This is a genomic window from Planomonospora alba (assembly GCF_039534085.1).
GTDB classification, from domain to species: Bacteria; Actinomycetota; Actinomycetes; order Streptosporangiales; family Streptosporangiaceae; genus Planomonospora_B; species Planomonospora_B alba.
Map to the genome: position 1 here is coordinate 1 of NZ_BAAAUT010000077.1, position 19,155 is coordinate 19,155.

Annotated in this window: 17 protein-coding genes and 1 pseudogene; 10 read left to right on the top strand and 8 right to left on the bottom strand. The window is 75.6% G+C overall.

Going from position 1 to position 19,155, the window contains the following annotated elements; genetic code table 11:
- The 4 genes and pseudogenes from ABD823_RS30955 to ABD823_RS30970 form a co-directional block, all read right to left on the bottom strand.
- A pseudogene (locus ABD823_RS30955) lies at positions 1 to 842 on the bottom strand (hypothetical protein); the annotation flags it as partial.
- 184 nt (positions 843 to 1,026) lie between these two features.
- Positions 1,027 to 1,326 (bottom strand): DUF6506 family protein, encoded by a 300-nt coding sequence (locus tag ABD823_RS30960; RefSeq protein WP_344865819.1) that lies wholly within the window; start codon positions 1,324 to 1,326, stop codon positions 1,027 to 1,029.
- Between the two features lie 78 nt (positions 1,327 to 1,404).
- Complete coding sequence (locus tag ABD823_RS30965) at positions 1,405 to 2,262, bottom strand: LysR family transcriptional regulator (RefSeq protein ID WP_344865821.1); 858 nt, start codon at positions 2,260 to 2,262, stop codon at positions 1,405 to 1,407.
- Between the two features lie 191 nt (positions 2,263 to 2,453).
- Positions 2,454 to 2,807, bottom strand: a complete 354-nt coding sequence (locus ABD823_RS30970; RefSeq protein ID WP_344865823.1) for a hypothetical protein — start codon at positions 2,805 to 2,807, stop codon at positions 2,454 to 2,456.
- Between the two features lie 189 nt (positions 2,808 to 2,996).
- Here ABD823_RS30970 and ABD823_RS30975 point away from each other — a divergent pair, with 189 nt between their 5' ends.
- From ABD823_RS30975 to ABD823_RS30990, 4 genes are all read left to right on the top strand, one after another.
- On the top strand, positions 2,997 to 3,662 hold the full coding sequence (locus ABD823_RS30975; protein ID WP_344865825.1) for a class I SAM-dependent DNA methyltransferase: 666 nt from the start codon (positions 2,997 to 2,999) through the stop codon (positions 3,660 to 3,662).
- A gap of 167 nt (positions 3,663 to 3,829) precedes the next feature.
- On the top strand, positions 3,830 to 4,099 hold the full coding sequence (locus ABD823_RS30980) for a hypothetical protein (protein ID WP_344865827.1): 270 nt from the start codon (positions 3,830 to 3,832) through the stop codon (positions 4,097 to 4,099).
- Positions 4,089 to 4,520: a hypothetical protein gene (locus ABD823_RS30985; protein WP_344865829.1), complete on the top strand. Its 432-nt coding sequence runs from the start codon at positions 4,089 to 4,091 to the stop codon at positions 4,518 to 4,520. The genes ABD823_RS30980 and ABD823_RS30985 overlap by 11 nt, the downstream gene beginning before the upstream one ends.
- 139 nt (positions 4,521 to 4,659) lie before the next feature.
- Positions 4,660 to 5,334 carry a class I SAM-dependent methyltransferase gene (locus ABD823_RS30990; RefSeq protein ID WP_344865831.1) on the top strand — a complete coding sequence of 225 codons (675 nt, stop codon included), beginning with the start codon at positions 4,660 to 4,662 and terminating at the stop codon, positions 5,332 to 5,334.
- A 77-nt stretch (positions 5,335 to 5,411) separates the two neighbouring features.
- On the opposite strand, the gene ABD823_RS30995 is transcribed toward ABD823_RS30990, so the two are convergent.
- Entirely contained in the window at positions 5,412 to 6,632 is a 1,221-nt protein-coding gene (locus ABD823_RS30995) for an MFS transporter (RefSeq protein WP_344865833.1), read from the bottom strand.
- Between the two features lie 386 nt (positions 6,633 to 7,018).
- Here ABD823_RS30995 and ABD823_RS31000 point away from each other — a divergent pair, with 386 nt between their 5' ends.
- Positions 7,019 to 7,891, top strand: coding sequence for a LysR family transcriptional regulator (locus ABD823_RS31000; RefSeq protein WP_344865835.1), 873 nt, complete (start codon positions 7,019 to 7,021; stop codon positions 7,889 to 7,891).
- A gap of 19 nt (positions 7,892 to 7,910) precedes the next feature.
- On the opposite strand, the gene ABD823_RS31005 is transcribed toward ABD823_RS31000, so the two are convergent.
- Both ABD823_RS31005 and ABD823_RS31010 read right to left on the bottom strand, forming a co-directional pair.
- Positions 7,911 to 9,506, bottom strand: a complete 1,596-nt coding sequence (locus ABD823_RS31005) for a methyl-accepting chemotaxis protein (RefSeq protein WP_344865837.1) — start codon at positions 9,504 to 9,506, stop codon at positions 7,911 to 7,913.
- Positions 9,507 to 9,702: 196 nt separating this feature from the next.
- Complete coding sequence (locus ABD823_RS31010) at positions 9,703 to 10,314, bottom strand: hypothetical protein (protein ID WP_344865839.1); 612 nt, start codon at positions 10,312 to 10,314, stop codon at positions 9,703 to 9,705.
- Between the two features lie 225 nt (positions 10,315 to 10,539).
- Between ABD823_RS31010 and ABD823_RS31015 the strand changes: the two genes are divergently transcribed.
- From ABD823_RS31015 to ABD823_RS31035, 5 genes are all read left to right on the top strand, one after another.
- Positions 10,540 to 11,277 (top strand): response regulator transcription factor, encoded by a 738-nt coding sequence (locus tag ABD823_RS31015; protein ID WP_344865841.1) that lies wholly within the window; start codon positions 10,540 to 10,542, stop codon positions 11,275 to 11,277.
- 13 nt (positions 11,278 to 11,290) lie between these two features.
- Positions 11,291 to 13,036 carry a sensor histidine kinase gene (locus ABD823_RS31020; RefSeq protein WP_344865843.1) on the top strand — a complete coding sequence of 582 codons (1,746 nt, stop codon included), beginning with the start codon at positions 11,291 to 11,293 and terminating at the stop codon, positions 13,034 to 13,036.
- Positions 13,037 to 13,208: 172 nt separating this feature from the next.
- Positions 13,209 to 13,832 (top strand): DUF4956 domain-containing protein, encoded by a 624-nt coding sequence (locus ABD823_RS31025; protein ID WP_344865846.1) that lies wholly within the window; start codon positions 13,209 to 13,211, stop codon positions 13,830 to 13,832.
- Positions 13,829 to 14,611, top strand: a complete 783-nt coding sequence (locus ABD823_RS31030) for a polyphosphate polymerase domain-containing protein (protein WP_344865848.1) — start codon at positions 13,829 to 13,831, stop codon at positions 14,609 to 14,611. The genes ABD823_RS31025 and ABD823_RS31030 overlap by 4 nt, the downstream gene beginning before the upstream one ends.
- Positions 14,612 to 14,619: 8 nt before the next feature.
- Complete coding sequence (locus tag ABD823_RS31035; RefSeq protein WP_344865850.1) at positions 14,620 to 16,497, top strand: carbohydrate-binding domain-containing protein; 1,878 nt, start codon at positions 14,620 to 14,622, stop codon at positions 16,495 to 16,497.
- 91 nt (positions 16,498 to 16,588) lie between these two features.
- On the opposite strand, the gene ABD823_RS31040 is transcribed toward ABD823_RS31035, so the two are convergent.
- Positions 16,589 to 19,033, bottom strand: a complete 2,445-nt coding sequence (locus tag ABD823_RS31040; RefSeq protein ID WP_344865852.1) for a WD40 repeat domain-containing protein — start codon at positions 19,031 to 19,033, stop codon at positions 16,589 to 16,591.
- Between the last annotated feature and the right edge of the window lie 122 nt (positions 19,034 to 19,155).

The following is a 19,155-nucleotide window of genomic DNA, read 5'->3' on the forward strand; positions in this document are numbered from 1 at the left end:
GCGGCCTCCGCGCGGACCCGGTCGCGCTCGGCCTCGGCGGCCACCGCCAGCGCCCGCCGCAGCCCGGCCCGCTCCCGGGCGTCGCGCACCTGCTCGCGCAGGAACGCGCACTCGGCGACCGACTCGGCGATCGCGCGCTCGGCACCGGCCAGCCGCTCGGCCCGCCCCTCGTGGGCGGCACGCAACTCGCGCAGCTCCTCCCGTACGGCGAGCAGCGCGGCGGCCATCTCGTCGCGGGCGGCCTCCGCCGCCTCCCGGGCGGCCTCGGCGTGGCCGCGGGCCCTCTCCTGGGCGGCCACCTCCCGCCAGGCCTGGAGCCGGGACTCCTCGGCCTCGGCGCGCGCCCGGGCGGCCAGCCGCTCGGCGCGCTCACGGGCCTGGCGGTCGTCGCGGGCGGCGGCGACGGCCTCCCGGCGGCGGCGCTCGGCCTGCTCGGCCAGGTGCTGGGCCTGCTCGGCATCCGCCCGGGCCGCCGCCGCCTCGGCCTCGGCCTCGGCGAGCCGGGCCAGCGCGCCGCTCTCGGCCGCCTCCAGGCGCTCGACGAGCCGCGTGAGCAGGCCGCCGAGCTCCCCGGCGGCGGGCAGCAGGCGGTCGGCGAGCGCGGACGCCTCGGCGAGGGGCTCGGCCAGCACCGCGCTCTGCTGGGCGCGCCGGGCCCGGGAGGCGGCGTCGGCGCAGGATTTACGGCAGTAGACCCGGGGGCGGCCTCCTCTGCGCCTGCCCTCCTCGTCCAGCGGCTCGGGCGGCAACGGTTCCCCGCAGTGCACGCACGCGCCGCCCCGCCGGTCGGGTCCGTCGCCGGTCCCGCCGGGCACACCCTCCACCGCAGAATCGTCGATCATGGGCGGGAGGCTATCACCGATCACTTTCGCGTGTCGTGGAAAGGAATCACTGCAACGCGAAACATTTATCGTTCATCCCTCCTGAGTTTCGATAACGCCCGGTTAACGTAACTCAGAAACGAGGCCGTACCGGGGTGGGAACCGCGGTCAGAGGCGGGACGGCGAGGCGCGCCCTCCGGCGGGATCAGGAGAAGATGGCCTGGAGGCGGTCGACGGCTTCGGGGCCGTAGCCGACCGCGCCGACGGGGACTCGGTCGCCGATCCGCTCGATCACCCGGGCCGTCCAGGTCGGCCCGAACGCGCCGCAGAGTTCGATGAGCTGCGCGCCGTCGGCGGCCAGGCGCGCCGCGACGGCCAGCGCCTGCTCGGGATGCTCCACCCCGACCAGGACCGTACGGCAGCGGCCGGTGTCGACGACCGTGACGTCGCGGTCGGGATCGCAGCCCGCCGCGGCGTAGATGAACCCCCACAGGGTCAGTGCCATGTTCGTGCCTCCGTCTCGTTCGGCCTCCAGCCAAGCGCCGATGGGACGAAGACGTCCATGAGGCCGGAGCGCACACCTCTAAGGAGCGGCCTCACCCGCCAGGTGAGCGGCCAGCCGGCTCAACCGTTGCGCGTCCTGGTGTGACCGATCCCACACCAGGGCGTGGCGGAGCCGGGGCGCCCCGTCGAGCGGGCGCCATACCAGTCCTTCGGCCGATTCCCACTGCGGGCGCAAAGCCACGACGTCCCCGCCGTACAGCAGTTCGTTCACGAACAGGCTGCGGCGGGGCGCACCGGTCCGTAGGCGACGCGGTGTCCAGCCCGCGGCGCGGACGGTCTCCAGCACCATGTCGTGATAGCCGGGCGCCAGGTCCCGCTGGAACCACAACAGGTCCTGGCCCGCGAGGTCGGCCCAGGTGAGCCGGGCGCGAGCGGCGAGGCGGTGCCGCGCGGCGAGCAGGGCGCCCAGCGGTACGTCGCTGATCACCGACAGCCGCAGACCGGTGGCGTCGGCGGGCAGCACGATCAGACCGGCGTCCAGCCCTCCGGCGCGCACGAGCTTCAACTGCTGGACCACCGGCAGGTCGCGCAGGTCGGCCTGCCGGAGGGCGTTCAGCAGGGCCGGCACCGCATCGGGTGGCGCGCCGGGTGTCACCCCCAGGCGCAGCACTCCGTGTCCGGGAGCGGCCCGCACGGCCTGGACGGCCTGCTCCGCTTCCTCAAGCGTCCGGCGGGCGTGCGGGACCAGCGCCCGGCCGGCGGCCGTGGGGACCATTCCGGCCGGTGTGCGCCGGAAGAGCACGGTCCCCAGTTCGCGCTCCAGTGCGATGATCTGCTGGCTCAGGGACGTGGCGCGGATGCCCAGCGACTCGGCCGCGCGGGTGAGGTTCTCCTCGGCGGCCACGGCGCAGAAGTACCGCAGCTGCCGGAGTTCCATGCGCAAGAGCATAGATCGGCGATGAGGTGGCGGGTGGAAGAGACCTTGCCGAGGACGTCCGGGCCCGCGATGCGGACGTTCCCGCGGCGGCGGCTGCCGTCCTCGCGGCGGCCGGCCGGACAGTGACCGGCGGAGGCCGGACGGCGGTGCCGGCCCGGAGGCGGAGGACCCCTCCCGGGAGCGGAACGGGTCTAGGTCGACTCCCCGCCCTCGTCCACCTCGTCGAGCGCCTCCGGCGTCAGCCCGTCCGGCAGGCCCGCGACCGAGGCGAGGCGGACGACCGCCTGGTGCAGGCGCAGATGCTCCATGAGGGCCGCCTTGTCGGAGGCGTCGGCCGGATCGGGGACCGGCAGCGGGCTGCCGGCCACCTCGTGCCACCCCTCGGCGCCGTCGGGCTGGACGTACACCCGCAGCCGCTCCCCGGCCAGCTGGGTGGCGATCTTCAGCGGGCCGGAGAGCAGCCCCGCACCGGCCGCCAGCACCCCGCCCTGCCCGGCCAGGATCGCGCTGAGCTGGCGCGCCTCGGAGGCGGCGGGCTCGGTCATGGCCGCCCCCCGTCGCGTTCCCGTCCCATGACCCGTCGTCTTCCCCCGGCCGCCCGCACTACACCGGCCGGCCCGCCACGGGCGCGGAGCGGGCCGCCGCCACCCGGTCCCCGCGGGCGACCGGCCTCCGCACCGGCCCTCCCGGGCGATCTTCCCCGGGAGGGCCTGCGCGGGCTACCGTGCCCCACCATGACCGGACAGGACCCCCTCGCCGCCACCCGCGCCGCCTACGACGCCACCGCCGCCCACTACGCCGAGACCGCCCCCGGGCGCTTCCACGCGAGCCCCCTCATGCACGCGATGGTCTCCGCCTTCGCCGGGCTGGTCCGGGCCGGCGGGAACGGCCCGGTCGCGGACGTCGGCTGCGGCCCCGGCCACGTCACCGCCCACCTGCGCTCCCTCGGCGTGGCCGCCTTCGGCGTCGACCTGTCACCGGAGATGGTCGCGCTCGCCCGCGCCGCCCATCCGGAGCTGCGCTTCACGGTGGGGGCGATGGAATCCCTGGCGGCGGAGGACGCCTCCCTCGCCGGGGTGCTCGCCAACTACTCGATCATCCACACCCCGCCCGAGCGGCTGCCCGCGGTGTTCGCCGAGTTCGGCCGCGTGCTCGCGCCCGGCGGCCACCTGCTGCTCGGTTTCCAGGCCTGCGACGGCTCCGGCGGCCCGGCCGAGGCGTTCGACCACCCGGCCTGCCCCGCCTACCGGTACGCGCCCGACCTGCTGGCCGGGCTGCTGGACGCGGCCGGGATGACCGAGGCGGCCCGGCTGGTCATCGCCCCGGACGAGGAGTCCGGGCGGAGGCTCCCGCACGCCTTCCTCCTCGCCCGCCGTACCGCGTCCGGCCGGTGTGGTTGAGAGGCCGGCCCCACGGGCTCGGACCGCCCCAGGGCGGCCCGCTCCGTTCGGGAAGGCGTTCGCCGGCATGCCCGGGTGCCCACACGGGCCGAGCGGGACCGGCCGATCGGAGTGATCCCGTTTCACGGGATACGGACGACCGCGCCTCCGAATCATATGATGAAGATATGAGCACCAAGCCGATCACCATCACCGTCGATGAAGATCTTCACGACTACGTCCAGCAGGAGGTCGCCGCCGGGCACGTCCGGTCCGTCTCCGCGTTCTTCAACGCGGCTGCGGCGCGCGCGATACGACTGGACCGCGAGGCCGACGCCGCGTGGAAGGCCGCCGTGGAACACGCCCGGCAGGATCCGGAGGCGTTCGAGCGCGGCAGGCGCCGTGCCCGCCGCGCTCAGGAACTTCTCCGGGCTCGGGAACCTCGACATGCCGAGTGACCTCGCCTATGTCCTGGATGTGACGGTCCTGGCCGACTGCGCCCGCGGCGACGCCGGGCTCATCGGCATGATCCAGCAGTTCGATGCCGACAGCGTCACCCTGATCGTGCCCGCACTCGCCGTGACCGGAGCCGCCGCCGACGTGGGCGGTTCTCCCGACAAGGTCGCCGTCATCCGCGGGATCTGCCGGCTCGCGTCGGCGAGGCTCGCCGGCCTCGTCGAATTCGACGACGCCAGCGAACTGGCCCGGATCCGGCTCACCGCGACCTCGCTGGAACATCTGTGGGACGTGCAGACCGCCGAGACGGCGCTGAACCGGCGCACTCCGATCCTCACTCTCGACCACCACCGCTGGAAGGAGACCGTCCGGGAGGTCTCCGGCGACCTCACCGTGGTCGAGGTGTCGGACCTCGACGCCTGACAGGTGGTGCGCGTCCGGCGGAGGCGGCTCCCGGCCACGGGTCCTGCTCCACCCGACCGCTTGATGCGACCGTCCCTGATGCCGTGGAAGCGCACCTCGCCCGGCCCCTCCCCGCGCGGGGCGGGTACGGTGCCCGACCATGACCGATCCGGACTTCATCACCGTCACCCGCGCCTCCTACGACGCCCTGGCCGTCCCCTACACCGAGTTCGTCGACGGCCTGCTGGAGAAGATGCCGCTGGACCGGGCGATGCTCGGGGTCTTCGCCGAGCTGGTGCGGGCCTCCGGCGCCGGTCCGATCGCCGACGTCGGGTGCGGGCCGGGCCGGATGGCGGCGTACCTGCACGGGCTGGGCGTGAGCGTGTCCGGGATCGACCTGTCGCCGCGGATGGTGGCCATCGCCCGGCGGGCGCACCCGCACCTGCGCTTCACCGAGGGCTCGATGAGCGGCCTGGACCTGCCCGACGCCTGCCTCGGCGGCGTGCTGGCGTGGTACTCGACCATCCACACGCCGCCGGAGCACCTGCCGGAGACCGTCGCGGAGTTCCACCGGGTGCTGGCCCCGGGCGGTCACCTGCTGCTGGCCTTCATGTCCGGCGACGGGTCGATGCGCGAGGCGGAGCCGTACGACCACAAGGTGGCGCCCGCCTACCGGTGGCCGCTCGACCTGCTGGCCGGCCTGCTGGGCGGGGCCGGGTTCGAGGTGGCCGCCCGGCTGCTGCGCGAGCCCGAGGGGGCGGAGAAGCACCCGCAGGGCTACCTGCTGGCCCGCAGGCCGGGCGGCGGTGCGGCAGGCGCCGGGGACTCCCGCTGAGAGAGCCGGAGCCGGGGGACCTCGGCGGTGCGGCAGGTACCGGGGTCCCCCGCTGGGAGGGCCGCCGGTGGCCCGGCCTATCCGCGGGCGGCCGCCGGCGCGTCGTCCGGGACGGCGCGCGCGGCCGTCCCGCGGCGGGTGCCGAGGGCGAGCAGCAGCGCGGCCGCCGTCAGCGCCACGCCGTACCAGACGACGCTGGTGACGCCCAGGTGGTCGGCGAGCAGTCCGCCGAAGAGCGCTCCGAGCGCGATGGAGGTGTTGTACGCCATGGTGTTGAGCGACATCGCGGCCTCGAAGGTCTCGGGTGCGGCGGCCTGCGTCAGGTTGACCTGGGAGAGCTGGACGACGCCGAAGGACAGGCCCCACAGGACCATCGTGATGACGGCGCCGGCCGGGCCGTGGCCGATCGCGAGCAGCAGCAGCAGGGACGCCGTGAGCCCCGCGCAGCCGGCGATGAAGCTTCCCCTCAGGCTCCTGCCCACGGTGTGCCCGGCGAGGAGGTTGCCGGCCGCGCCTCCGGCGCCGTAGATCATCAGCACCATGGTGATGAAGAGGGGCGTGGCCGAGGCGCCGCCCTCCAGGTAGGGGCGGACGAAGGTGTACGCGCCGAAGTGGCCGAGCACGAACAGCACGACGGCCAGCAGCACCGACCGCAGCCGCGCGTTCCTGAGCGGGAGCGCGAAGACCTCCCGGACGGGGACCGCGTTCGCCGACGGCAGCGACGGGATCAGGACGGCGACCGCCAGGAGCACCAGCGCGCTGAGGCCGGCCCAGACGAGGAAGGTGGTCCGCCAGCCGGTGAGGCTCTCCAGGGCCGTCCCCAGCGGTATGCCTGCGACCGCGGCGACCGAGATGCCGGACATGACGACCGCGGCGGCCCGGGCGGCGTGGCGCTCCGGGACCAGGCGCATCGCCATGCTGACGCCGATGGCCCAGAACACGCCGCTGGCGAACCCCATGACGAGCCGCGTCGTCAGGACCAGCGGGTAGTTCGGCGCGACGGCGGTGACCAGGTTTCCGAGGGTCAGGATCACCAGGAGCGCCGACAGCAGGACGCGCCGGTTGACGCGCCTGGTCCAGGCCACGATGAAGGGCACGCCCAGCCCGGCGGAGACGCCGTAGAGGGTGACCATCAGCCCGGCGGCGCCCACGGATATGTCCAGGCTCGTGCTGACCGGGGTGAGCAGGCCGACGGGCATGAGTTCCGTGGTGAGGAAGACGAACAGGCTGGCGGTGATCGCGGCGACGCCCAGCCACGGCCGCAGGGCCGGTCGGGGCTGTATGTCACGTGGGGGCATGGTCTTCTTTCCGATCGTCGACGTGATGGGCGCGTGGGTGGAGGGGCGGCCTACGGCATCGGCCGGCTCCCGCCGGCCCGGGCGCGTTCCAGCGCCCCAGGCCGAACATGCCGATGGCCGCCCGGTGCCGGCCGTACGGCGGCCCGGCCGGCAGGAAGGCGACGGCCGTCCGCAGCGCGCTGACCGCGGCGGACGGCAGCGCGCCCGCGGCGGTGACCGGTGGCCGCCGGCATCAGGAGCACGGGCCCGTGAGGCGGGCGCGGCGGGGCCGCGGCAACGGGTGCCCGCTTCAGGGTTTCCGTCATGCGATCAAGGGTGCGGGCCGACCGATCAATCAGTCCAACACATACTTTTCATCATGATCGATCGTGATCCATGATGAATGGATGGAGCTGCAGCAACTGAGGTACGTCCTCGCGGTCGCGGAGACCATGAACTTCACCCGGGCGGCCGAGCGCTGCCGGGTGGTGCAGTCGGCGCTCAGCCATCAGATCGCCGCCCTGGAACGGGAGCTGGGTGCCCGGTTGTTCGAGCGCACCAGCCGCCGCGTACGGCTGACGGCGGCCGGGGAGGCGTTCCTGCCCGCGGCCAGGGAGTGCCTGGAGGCCGCGGACCGCGCGCGGGCCGAGGTGGCGGCCGCCGGCGGGGAGATCCGCGGGCGGCTCGCCGTCGGCGCCATCCCCACGGTGACGGCCGTCGACCTGCCGGTCGCCCTGAGGGACTACCGCCGGCGCCATCCGCGGGTGCACATCACGCTCACCTCGGCGGGCAGCGACGCCCTGGTCGAGCGGGTCCGGCAGGGCGCCGTCGACGTCGCGTTCCTGGGCCTGCCGCCCCGCACGGAACCGAAGGGCGTGCGCAGCCGCCGGCTCGGCGCGGGCGAGCTGGTCGCCGTGGTGGCGCCGGACCACCACCGCACGGAGCGCGAGGCGGACCTGCGGAGCCTGGCGGACGAGCCGTTCATCGACTTCCGGGCCGGCGCGGCCGGGCGGGTGCAGTCGGACGAGGCCTTCGCGGCCGCGGGGGTGCGGCGCGAGGTGCCCTTCGAGGTGTCGTCGGCCGACCTCATGGTCGACCTGGTACGGCAGGGCCTCGGCGTGGGCATGCTGCCTGCCGCGTACGCGCCGCGCTTCCCCGACCTGCGCGTCATCCGCCTGCGCGGCGCCCCCACGCGGGTGGAGCACCTGATCTGGGACGACCGGCCGTCCCCGGCCGCCGCGGCCTTCCTCGAACTGATCGGCGCCGGCGGCGCCGGTTGACCTCCGGCGACGTCCGCCGTCAGAAGCGGAAGCCCGCCGCCAGCTCGCGCAGCCGCCGGGAGACCTGCGACAGCTCCTCCGCCGCCTGCCGCGACCGCCCGATCGACTCCGCAGTGCTCTTCGTGACGGAGGCCACGCCGGCGATGTTGTCGGCGATCTGCCCGGACCCGGCCGCGGCCTCGGCCACGCTGCGGTTGATCTCGACCGTGGTGGCGGTCTGCTCCTCCACGGCGGCGGCGATGGTGGTCTGGTAGTCGTTGATCCGCGTGATGATCTCGGAGATCTCCGTGATCGCCGCCACGGCGCTGCCGGTGTCGGTCTGGATGGCCTCCACCCGCTTGGCGATGTCCTCGGTGGCCTTGGCCGTCTCCTGCGCCAGGTCCTTGACCTCGCCCGCCACGACCGCGAAGCCCTTGCCCGCGTCGCCGGCGCGCGCCGCCTCGATGGTGGCGTTGAGCGCCAGCAGGTTCGTCTGCTCGGCGATGGAGGTGATGACCTTGACGACGTCGCCGATCATCCGGCTGGAGTCGCCCAGCCGCGCCACGGTGGCGGTGGTCGTCTCCGCCGCGGACACCGCGCGTCCGGCGACGCCGGCGGCCTCGGTGGCGTTGTGCGCGATCTGCCGGATGGACTCGCCCATCTCCTGCGTGCCGGCCGCGACGGTCTGCACGTTGCGCGAGACCTCCGCCGCGGCGCCCGCGACGACGTCGGTCTGGGCCGAGGAGCCCTCCGTCCCGTCGGCGATGCGGGCCGACAGCTCGCCGATCCGGCCGCTGGTCGCGCCCAGTTCGTCGGCGCTGCGGGTGAACTCGGCCATGACCTGGCCGATCTTCTCCAGCGCGGTGTTCACCGACCGTCCCATCCGGCCCACCTCGTCATCGGAGACGGCGTTCACGCGGCGGGTCAGGTCGCCGTCGGCGACCGCGGCCAGGACCGTGCTCGCCTCGGCCAGCGGCCGGGTGATGCTGCGGGTCAGCCACCAGGCCACGGCGACCGCGATGGCGATGGCCAGCGCGCACACCAGCATCATGAAGGTCCGGAACCCGTCGGCGGCGGCACGCACCTGCGCGGTCTCGGCCTGGTTCATCGACTCCTCGAGGTCGATCAGCTTGTTGATCGCCGCGAGCCAGTCGACGAACAGGGGCTTGGCCTGAGCCAGCGTCTCGAACGCCTCGGTGGTCTCGCCCACCGTCCGCAGTTCGACGGTCCGGTCGATCAGCGGAAGCGTCTGGCGTTCGATGCGCTCGATCTCGGCGAGCGCGCTCTTCTCGGCGTCGCTGACCTTTCCGGGGTCGGCGAAGACCGCCGTCAGCTCGGCCGCCGCATCGGCGTAGTCGCCGGCCAGCTTCTCGATGTGCTCGGTCTCCCGTGTCGCCTCCGCCGCGCTCGGCGCCGTCACCACGTCCCGCAGGGCGATGGCCCGGTCGTGCACGCTGCCCCGGAAGTCGATCGCGTAGCGCTGCTTGACGCTGTTGAGGTCGTTGATGGTGGTCAGCCCGGTGTTGATCTCCTCCACCCGCGCCACCCCGAAGGCGGTCAGCAGCACCATGTTGAGCACGACCACGAGGAACCCCGCGCCCAGTCGGCGGCTGATCGGCAGGTTCGACATCTTCATGAGCAGCCCCGTCCGGTGAGAGCTCCAGTGCAGACCACGTGCGAGCGCCGGTGGTTCTGACACCTATCGCCCCCGTATCGGCGGCCGGGACGCGAACCTGAGGAGGACGGCCCGCCCGGAGACGGACGGGGAGGGCACCGGCCGGGTAGGCGCCGAAGGGGCGGCCGCCCCGGTCGGACCGCCGTGCCCCGCGGCGCTAGCTCTGACCGGTGGAGGCCTGACCGGAGACCGTGCCGGTCCCGTCCCGGCCGGACCTGGGCTCGGTGCTCTCCGTGGATCCGCTACCGGCGTCCGCGGGCGGCCGTCCCGGGGCGCTGCGCCTGTGGGGGTGGCCGTCGTCGCTCTGGGACAGCCCGGTGCCGGCCGGTCCGGCGTGCCGGGCGCCGTGGCCGGCCGTCAGGTGCCCCAGCGCGAACCCGCCGATCCCGCCGGCGAGCACCAGTCCGGCGGCCGCCCCGGCCAGTGCCGTACGGCCGCGCAGCCAGGCGGGGCGGGTCCAGGGCCGCGGGCCGTCCGGGAACCCTCCCGACGGTGCCGCCGGTTCGTACCACGCGGTCCCCGGGCGCGGCGCGGACTGCCCGGTACCCGTGCCCGGCGCGGGGGCGGGCGGCGCGGCCGCCTCCTGCGGGCCGGGCGCGGCCGCCTCCTGCGGGCCGGGACGCCCGGTCGCCGCCCCCTCCTCCCGGGTCGGCGACCCGGCCACCGCCGCCTCCTGCGGGCCGGTCGGTCCGGCTTCCGGGCCGGGACGGGACTGCGTGGGGCCGGGCTCCCCGCGGGAGGCGCCGTGCGGGGTCTCGTGGTCGCTCATGCTCTCTCCTGGCGTTCTCGACTGGCCCCAGGTTCACCGGCGGTCCTGAGCGTCAGGCATGAGACGCCTGTGCGCCCGCTGTGAGCCGCCCGCCGGGGCGGGTGCCGGCCGTGCGGCGCAAGCCGCCCTCCCCGCGCGGCCGTTCCGCCGCAGGTCACCGCGGCGCACAGGTGATACACAGGGAGGAAAGGGCAAGGTCACAGGGTCGGCGCCGATGATCGGACCATGACGATGGCGAATGCGGACGCCCGGGGGCGGCTGCGCCGGCCGGACGGCGGTCCGCTCCGGGTGCTGGTGGTGGACGACGAGCCCACCCTGGCGGAACTGCTCACGATGGCGCTGCGCTACGAGGGCTGGGAGGTGCGCAGCGCCGGCGACGGCCTGGGCGCCGTCCGGGCCGCGCGCGACTTCCGGCCGGACGCCGTCGTGCTCGACATGATGCTGCCCGACATCGACGGGCTGGAGGTGCTGCGCCGGCTCCGCGGGGACGAGCCGGACGTGCCGGTGCTGTTCCTGACCGCGAAGGACTCGGTGGAGGACCGCATCACCGGGCTGACGGCCGGCGGCGACGACTACGTGACCAAGCCGTTCAGCCTGGAGGAGGTCGTGGCGCGGCTGCGGGGGCTGATGCGCCGGGCCGCCCGCTCGGACACGCGGCCCGACTCCCTGCTCGTCGTCGGCGACCTGGTCATGGACGAGGACAGCCACGAGGTGCGGCGGGGCGGCGACGAGATCACCCTGACGGCCACGGAGTTCGAGCTGCTGCGCTTCCTGATGCGCAACCCGCGCCGGGTGCTCAGCAAGGCGCAGATCCTGGACCGGGTCTGGAACTACGACTTCGGCGGGCAGGCGAACGTGGTGGAGCTGTACGTCTCGTACCTGCGCAAGAAGATCGACGCCGGCCGGTCACCGATGATCCACACGTTGCGCGGCGCCGGTTATGTCCTCAGGCCCGGCGACTGAGCCTCCGGCCCCGGTGCCCGGGGGGCCGCGGGACCCGGCGGCCGGGGCTCCGGCGGACCGGGGGACCGGGACGCCGCCCGGTCCGCGCCGGGCGAGCCGCCGGCGGGGGTGGTCGGGCTGGTCGCTGCGGGCCCGGCTGGTCGCGGCGATGCTCGCGCTGCTGACCCTGGCGTTCCTGGCCGTCGGGGTGGCCACCGAGACGACCCTGGCCAGGGTGCTCTACGGCCGGGTCGACGACCAGCTGGCGGCGGCGGCGGGCCGGGCTCCGCGCGGGTTCGCGGCCGAGCCCGGGCAGGAGGCGGACGGCCGGGAGCCGGGCGGTGCCGACCCGTCCGGCTGCGCGCAGCCGCGGGAGCGGGAGTTCCCCCGGGGCCAGGCCATCGGCACGCTGGCGGCGCGGATCTGCGAGGGCCGGGTCGTCAGCGCCGCCGTGCTGGTGGAGCAGGGGCAGGCCGAGCCGGAGGTCGGCGCGTTGGACGCGACGTTGCTGTCGGTGCCGGTGGACGCCGCCCCGGCCACCTACGACCTCGGCGGACTGGGCGACTACCGCGTGGTCGCGCGCTCCATGCCGGACGGCGCGGTGCTGGTCACCGGGCTGCCGCTGGCCGAGACGCGGGAGACGCTCTACCGGGTGGCCGCCGTCGTGACCGGGGCGACCGTGCTGGTGCTGCTGGTGGCGGGCTACGCCGGGGTGGTGATCGTGCGACGGGCGCTGCGGCCGCTGTCGCGGGTGGCGGACACCGCCACCCGGGTCTCGCGGCTGACCCTGCACCGCGGCGCGGTGGAGCTGCCGGAGCGGGTCGCCGAGGAGGACGCCGACGAGCGCACCGAGGCCGGCCGGGTCGGCGCGGCGCTGAACCGGATGCTCGACCACGTGGGCGACGCGCTGGCCGCGCGGCAGGCCAGCGAGACGCAGGTGCGCCAGTTCGTCGCCGACGCCAGCCACGAGCTGCGCACCCCGCTGGCGGCGATCCGCGGCTACGCCGAGCTGGGCCGGCGCGGCGGCCAGGCGGTTCCGCCGGAGGTGGCGCACGTGCTGCGCCGGGTGGAGTCCGAGGCGCGGCGGATGACGTCCCTGGTGGAGGACATGCTGCTGCTCGCCCGGCTGGACGCGGGGCGGCCGCTCGCCCGCGAGCCGGTCGACCTGACGGCGCTGACGGTCGACGCGGTCAGCGACGCGCACGCCGCCGGTCCGCGCCACGACTGGCGGCTGGACCTGCCCGAGGAGCCGGTCACGGTCACCGGCGACGCGGAGCGGCTGCACCAGGTGCTGGCCAACCTGCTGGCCAACGCGCGCACCCACACGCCGGAGGGCACCGTCGTCACGGTCGGCGTGGGCGCGGAGGCGGGCACGGGGCAGGGCACGGCGAAAGGCGCGGGGAAGGACCCGTCGAAGGACACGGAGCAGAGCGCAGGTAAGGACACGGCGGACACAGCGGGCGGATACGCGGTGCTGCACGTCACCGACACCGGGCCCGGCATCCCGGCCGGGCTGCTGCCGCACGTCTTCGAGCGGTTCGCCCGCGGCGACGGCTCCCGTTCCCGGGCCGCCGGCAGCACCGGCCTCGGGCTCGCGATCGTGCACGCGGTGGTCGCGGCGCACGGCGGGACCGTGGAGGCCGAGAGCGCGCCGGGCCGGACGCGGTTCACCGTACGGCTGCCGCTCGCCGGCGGCGGACCGGCGCCGGAGCCCGGCGCGGGCGGACCGGAACCGCCGCGATCCGCCGGAGGCGGGGACCGCACGACGGCCGCCCGCTGACCGGCCGGGCCGTGTCCTCCCGGGCAGGACCCGCAGGCGCCGCGCCACGACCTGACGGTCCCGGCGCGGGATCTGCGCAGTCATTCCCCCGGCACAGGGCTCTCACAGCGGACGCACAGGGCCGACCGGCTGAATGGACGTCGTACCGAGATTTCCGGACGAAGGACCAGCCGTGAACCAGCTGATGATGATCGCCGCCGACCTGGCCGCGATCGCCGTGCTCACCTTCGGGGTCTACTTCCCCCGCCACCACCGCCGCGACCTGGTGACCGCCTTCCTGGGCGTGAACATCGGCGTGCTGGCGGTGTCGGCGGTGCTCGGCTCCTCGACGGTGGGGGCGGGCCTGGGGCTCGGCCTGTTCGGCGTGCTCTCGATCATCAGGCTCCGGTCCGACGAGATCGCCCAGCACGAGGTCGCGTACTACTTCGCCGCGCTCGCCCTCGGCCTGCTGGCCGGGCTGAGCGGCTCGATGAGCGCGGCGACCGCCGGCCTGATGCTGCTGGTGGTCGCCGCGCTCTTCGTCGGCGACCACCCGCGCCTGTTCCGCCGCCACCGGCAGCAGACCATCCGCCTGGACGTCGCGCACACCGACGAGGAGGCGCTCCGCTCGCACCTGGAGGTGCTGCTCGGCGGCCGGGTCGTCAACCTGTCGATCAAGCACGTCGACCTGGTCAACGACAGCACGCTGGCCGAGGTCCGCTACGTCGCCGGGCGGCGCCCCGGCCACGACGGCCACGACGGCCACGACGGCCGCGACGGGCTCGCCGAGCGCGACCTGGCGGTGACGGCCGCGTGATCCCCGCCGACGGCCTCGACCGGTTCCGCCCCATCACGCTCGACGAGCTCACCGCCCGGGCGTCGCTGCTGACCCGGCTGGACCGCAAGTACCTCCTCCCGGCGGCCGGCCTGACGGCCTTCCTGCACGGCCTGCCCGGCGACGTGCGGGTGCTCCGGATCGACCGGCGGCACGCCTTCTCCTACCGGTCGGTCTACTTCGACACCCCGGAGCTGGACTGCTACCTGGCCGCCGCGCGCCGCCGGCGCCGCCGGTTCAAGCTCAGGATCCGCGGCTACCTCGACTCCGGCGAGCACTTCACGGAGGTCAAGATCCGGGGGCTGCGCGGCACGACCGTCAAGCGGCGCACACCGTACACCGGTGACGGGTCGCACCTGGGCGCCGAGGCGCGGGCGTACGCCGGCGCGGTGCTCGCCGAGGCCGCGATCCCCGCCGACGGCCTGCGGTTCGTCCCCGTGCTGACCACGCGCTACCGGCGGACCACCCTCTTCGTCCCGTCCACCGGCAGCAGGGTGACCGTCGACACGGAGCTGTCCTGGGCGCTGCCCGACGGGACCGTGCTCCACCTGCCGGAACGCGCGATCGTCGAGACGAAGTCCGGCCGGTCCGCCTCGGAGGCCGACCGGCTGCTCCGGTCGCTGGGGCACCGCCCCGCCCCGGTGTCGAAGTACGCCACAGGGCTGGCCGCGCTCCGGCCCGGCCTGCCCGCCCACCGCTGGCTGCCCGTGCTGCGGCGCCATTTCCCCGTTCCCGCACCCGGGACCCACCCGCACCGCTGAGGACCACCATGAGAATCCGCCAGAAGGCGTCCGCCGCGTTCGCCGCGGCGCTGCTCGCCGCCACCGCGCTGACCGGCTGCTCCACCGGAGCCGGATCGGCCGCCACCACCGCCTCCGCATCCGCCGCCGCGTCCGCGGCCACCGCGGACGCCGCGCAGAGCGCCGCGGAGGTGCTGGCCGCCGACACGGCCGACCACTCCGGCGGCACCGACGTCTCCTACGAGGAGTCCGAGATCGTGGAGGTGGCGCTCACCGGCGGGTCGGCGAGCGCCACCGGGACCGGAGCGGACGCGGTGACGGTCGACGGCGCCACCGTGAAGGTCACCGCCGCGGGCGTCTACCGGCTCTCCGGCACCCTGGAGGGGCAGGTCGTCGTCGACGCGCCCGACGCCGCCGTCACGCTGGTCCTCGACGGCGCCGACATCTCCAGCTCCTCCACCGCGGCGATCGCCGCCACCGAGGCCGGGGAGCTCGTCGTCGTCCTGGCCGACGGCAGCGAGAACACCCTCTCCGACGCCTCCTCCTACGCCGAGGACGCCGAGGTGAACGCCGCGCTCTTCAGCGCCGCCGACCTGACCGTCACCGGCGGCGGGGCGCTCACCGTGCACGGCAACGGCAACGACGCGATCGCGAGCAAGGACGGCCTGGTCGTGCGGTCCGGCACCGTCACGGTCGCCGGCGCGGCCGACGACGGCATCCGGGGCAAGGACTACGTCGTCGTCTCCGGCGGCACGCTCACGGTCACCGCCGGGGGCGACGGCGTCAAGGCCGACGACACCGAGGACGCCGCGGCGGGCTACGTCTCCGTGTCCGGCGGGGCGGTCACGGTCACCGCCGGGGGCGACGGCGTCGACGCCGCCACCGACCTGGTGGTCACCGGCGGCACGCTCACCGCCGTCTCCGGCGGCGGCAGCGGCGCCGGAGACGGTGAGACCTCCGCCAAGGGCCTCAAGGCCGGGGTGATCGTCGTGCTGGAGGGCGGCACCGTCGGCGCCGACTCCTCCGACGACGCCGTCCACAGCAACGGGGCCGTCCACCTGAACGGCGCGGACCTCACCGCCGCCAGCGGCGACGACGCCGTGCACGCCGAGGGCGCCCTGGTGGTCGACGGCGGCACCGTCGAGGTCACCCGCTCGGCCGAGGGGCTGGAGGGCGCCCACATCACGGTGAACTCCGGTGACGTGACCGTCGTCGCCTCCGACGACGGGGTCAACGCGGCCGGCGGCACGACCGGGAGCACCGCGGAGCAGGGGTCGGGGGACGCGTGGGGCGGCCCCGGCGGCGAGGCCGCGGGTGATCACTCCCTCACCGTCACCGGCGGCACCCTGGTCGTCGACTCCGGCGGCGACGGCCTCGACTCCAACGGCACCGTCGCGGTCTCCGGGGGGACCGTCGTGGTCAACGGGCCGGCCGGGGCCGGCAACGGGGCGCTCGACGCCGACGGGGGCGTCCAGGTGAGCGGCGGCGTGCTGCTGGCCGCCGGCAGCGCGGGCATGGTGGTCGCGCCGGACTCCGGCTCCGCGCAGGGCTGGGTGGCCGTCACCCTGGACACGGCCGTCGCGGCGGGCACCACCGTGCAGATCGCCGACTCCGGCGGCACGGTCGTGGCGACCTACGTCGCCCCGAAGGCGGTGCAGAGCGTCGTCTTCTCCTCGGCCGGCGTCACCGCGGGCCAGGAGTACACCGTCCACACCGGCGGGACGGCCGCCGGGACGGACATCGGCGGGCTCGCCGCCTCCGGGGAGCTCGGCTCGGCGACGGAGGTCGCGACCGCGACGGCCGGGGAGGCCCCGGCAGGGGGCGGGTTCGGCGGCGGGCCCGGCGGGCGCCCGGAGCGCGTCCCCTCCCAGGACGGCCCCTCCGCCCAGGACGACGCCTCCGCGTAGAGCGGCGGGCGGCGTGCTCCGCCTCCGGTACGGCGACCGTGCCGGAGGCGGGCGGGCGCGCGGGTGGCCTGCGCCGGAGGCGGCTCGGACGTCAGCCGGGGCGCCTGCGGCACCACAGCCGGGCCGTGCCGTCATCGCCCGCGGTGGCCAGCAGGTCGCCGCCGGGCTGGAAGGCCAGCGCGTTGACGCCGCAGAAGTGCCCGGCCATCGGCGTGCCGACGGGTTCCCCGGTGAACGGGTCCCACAGCCGCACCGTGCCGTCGCTGTAGCCGGTGGCCAGCAGGTCGCCGGCGGGGTGGAAGCCCATGGCGGAGATGCCGGTGCGCTCCTGCGCGCCGAAGGTCCCGCCCACGCGTTCTCCGGTGGACGGATCCCACAGCCGCACCCCGCTCCCGGCGCTGCCGGTGGTGGAGGCGAGCAGCCCGCCGCCGGGGTGGAAGGCCAGCGACTTCACCGGCACGCTGGCGTGAGGGCTGCCGGGGAGGGGGGCTCCGGCGGGTTCCCCGGTGGCCGGGTCCCACAGCTGCACCGCGCCGCCGGCGGCGACGGCGAGCAGCCCGCCGCCGGGGTGGAAGGCCATGGCCTCGATGCGGTGCTCGGTGTGCAGGCAGTCGAGCAGCCTTCCGGTGAACGGGTCCCACAGCCACACCACGCTGTCGTAGTGGGTGTCGTAGTACGTGAGGGTGAAGTCGGTGGTGGCGAGCAGCCGGCCGCCGGGGTCGAAGGCGATCCTGATGAACGGGTCAGGACTGTGCTCGGGGAGGGGAGCCCCGGCGGGCTCGCCGGTGACCGCGTCCCGCAACCGCACCGTGCCCTCGCCGTCCGCCTCGGCCAGCAGGCGGCCGTCCGGGTGGAAGGCGACCTCGACGACCTTGCCGCCGGAGAGCGGCGGCACCGCGGCGGGCTCACCGGTGGCGGGGTCCCAGAACCGCGCCGTCCCCTCGCGGCTCACGGTGGCCAGCAGGTCGCCTGCGGGGTGGAAGACCACGCTGTGGACGTCTTCGGCCCGGTGGACGAGAGGGGAGCCGACCGGTGGGGCGAGGGTGGTCCACAGCTGCACCCCGGCGTCGCCGCCCGTGGCCAGGGCGCCGCCGCCGGGGTGGAAGGCCAGGACCTCGACGTCATCGGGCCGGTCGTGGGCGCCGTTGTGCACGATGCGGTAGGAGCCGGTGCCCGGGTCCCACAGCTGCATCCTGCGGCCGGGATAGCGCGAGTGGCCGCCGCCGACGGCGAGCAGCCGGCCGTCGGGGTGGAAGGCCAGCGCCCGGACGTCCTCGCTGGGCGATGAGAACGGCTCGGCGGCGGGTTCGCCGCCGTCCAGGTCCCACAGCCACACCGTCCGGGCCCTGCGCCGTAGCGGACCCCTGCCGTCTTCGGTGTCGGCGACGGCGGCGGCGAGTCTGCCGACACCGGGGTCGAAGACCGCGTGCAGGATCGGGCCGGCCGGCTCCGCGAGGGCACGGGTGACGGGCTCGCCGCCGTCCAGGTCCCACAGCCGCACCGTCGCGCCGGTTCCGTCGCCGTCGTCGCTGCCGGCGGTGGCCAGCAGGCCGCCGCCGGGGTGGAAGGCCACCGCCCACGTCCGCCCGGCGTGGCAGGTGAAGGGGGCCGCGGCGGGCTCGCCGGTGGCCGGGTCCCACAGCCGCACCTCGCCCCGCTCGTCCACGGCGGCCAGCAGGCGGCCGTCCGGGTGGAAGGCGATCTCGGCGACGCCGCCGTCCAGGAGGAGCGGCCCGCCCAGGGGTTCACCGCCGTCCAGGTCCCACAGCCGCACCTGCGTGCCGCCGCCGGCGGCCAGCACGCGGCCGTGGGGGTGGAAGACCAGCCGGGTGACGAAGCGGCCGTGGCCCGTCAGGGGTGCGGCGGCGGGCTCGCCGGTGGCCGGGTCCCACAGCCGCACCTCGCCCCGCTCGTCCGAGGTCGCCAGCAGGTCGCCGTCGGGGCTGTAGGCCATCGCGTGGACGGTGCCGCGGTGGCCGAGGTGGCCGCCGGGCAGATACTCGTATCCGCCCGTGGAATCGGGCACCCTCCAACCGGAAGGCATCCTGAATCCGCCGATCGCCGGGTCCCACAGCCACAGCGCCGCCTCCGGCGGGCGGTCGCCGCGGCCGGTGAGCGGGTCGCCGCCCACCTGCCGGTACGGGGCGTCGGCTGCGGCGCGCTCCGGCGAGGCCGCGTAGGCCGCCTCCCACAGCGGCAGCACCGGCTCGGTCCGGCCGCCCAGCGCCCGCACGACCCGCTCCACCTGCCACCAGGCGGGCAGGATCCGGCAGTGCAGCACCGTGTGCACGGTGGCGGGCCCGAGCGCCTCCGCCTGGCCCGCCACCGAGGCCACCGTCTCCGGCCCGTCCTCCGCGCCGGAGGACGGGCCAAAGGACGCGCCGATCCTGCGGGCGATCTCCCACATGCCGGGCATGCCGTCGCCGCGGTGCAGCTCCAGCAGCCGGGCACGCAGCGTGCGCAGGGCCGTCTCGGCCGGGGAGCGTTCCCCGCGTGCTCCGTGCGGGGCGGTCGTCCGGCCGCGTTCCTCCGTCAAGGTCTCTCCTCGCCGTCGTCCGCGTGCTGTGGGCCCCGCGTCCGCCGTACCGGGGGACGCGGGGCCGCGACGAGGTTAGGGGGCGGCGCTGGGAAACCGCTTGCGGACCGGTGACACGGCCG